Here is a 1,517-nt window from a genome sequence, read left to right as displayed (position 1 = left end):
GGAGATTCGTTAAAGGCAATGGTTTTGATCAAGCGTTTAAAAAAAGAGTTTAATATCAACATCCCATTAAAAGACTTCTTTCAAAAACAAAATATCAAAGAGCTGGCTGAGTATATAGATAATATTATATGGCTTAAAACGGAAACAGTACTTACTAAAGAAATTATAATTTAACATGAGAACGTTGTTAACGAAATTGAAGGAAAATAATATACATATTTCTTTAGATGGTGAAAACTTAAAAATAAGATACGACACTGATGTCTTACCAAGTGAAATATTCGAGGAAATAAAAGAATATAAGAATGAGATTATAAGTTTTCTAAAGGTAGAGGTTTTTAATGAAGTTGATTTTAGCGAGATTCCTGAGGTTGCTGCATCACCAGATTATCCATCATCGCCGTCACAGCGGCGGTTATGGATCCTGAGCCAGTTATCAGAGGCCAATGTGGCTTATAACATGCCGGGCGTTTATGAATTCCGCGGGGAGCTGGATGTGGCGTTGCTGTCATCAGGCTTCAGCCGCCTGATCGGCCGCCACGAGGCCCTTCGGACGGTATTTAAAGAGAACGGATCAGGCGATGTACGCCAGTATATCCTTAGCCCGGAAGAGCTTGGTTTTCGCATCGAGGAGCTTGACCTTAGGGGGGATGAGGATGGTGAGGATAACTTAAAGGGGCATGTAAGGGAATTTGTGAATGAAAGCTTTGATCTGGCTGAAGGGCCATTGCTGCGGGCGCTGTTATGCCGGTTATCGGAAGACCGTTGGGTTTTCGCGTATGTGATGCACCATATCATCAGCGATGGCTGGTCGATGGAAGTACTGATCGGGGAGGTATTGGGATATTATAATTCAGGGAAGGCAGGATCACCGGTACAGTTACAACCCTTAAGGATCCAGTATAAAGATTACGCTGCCTGGCAGCAATCGGTTTTATCAGCAGGAGCACAGGGTGTACATGCCGCATACTGGCAGGAAGTATTATCAGGCCCGCTGCCTGTGCTGGAGCTGACGGGAGACCTTGGCGGGCGTCCCTCACAGAAGAGCTATAACGGAGGTATGGTAAGCCTGCTGATCGGCGGTGGGTCAGCATCGGATTTAAAAGAACTGTTACAGGCAAGCGGAAGCACGCTTTTCATGGGGCTTTTGTCGTTGGTGAACGCGCTGTTGTACCGTTATACGGGGCAGGNCCGTTCCCATACGGACCTGGAAGAACAGATCGGGTTTTATGTGAACACGCTGGCCTTGCGGAGCCGTTTCGAAGGGGATTGGAGCTACCGTTCGCTGTTGTCGCATGTGCGTGAGGTAACGTTAGGTGCCTATGAGCACCAGCTGTACCCGTTTGATGAGCTGGTAGACCAGCTGGATTTGCCGCGTGACCTGAGCCGTAACCCTCTATTCGATATCCAGGTGATCGTTCAGAACGCGGGCATCGGTACCCGGGATGGTCAAGAAATAAGATCACTGTCGGTAGCCCGTTATGCGGGTTTTGAATATACCAATAGCGTATTTGATT

Annotated in this window: 2 protein-coding genes; both read left to right on the top strand. The window is 46.8% G+C overall.

The features are described from left to right. Positions 1-174: acyl carrier protein (locus ACFFGT_RS04465; RefSeq protein WP_377021306.1), on the top strand; the 174-nt coding region annotated here is incomplete at its 5' end. A 1-nt stretch (position 175) separates the two neighbouring features. Then, a partial coding sequence (locus ACFFGT_RS04460; RefSeq protein WP_377021305.1) for a condensation domain-containing protein occupies positions 176-1,517 on the top strand: 1,342 nt, incomplete at its 3' end.

It is taken from the genome of Mucilaginibacter angelicae, assembly GCF_042434235.1.
Taxonomy (GTDB): Bacteria; Bacteroidota; Bacteroidia; order Sphingobacteriales; family Sphingobacteriaceae; genus Mucilaginibacter; species Mucilaginibacter angelicae.
This window is presented reverse-complemented; position numbering and strand designations above follow the sequence as displayed.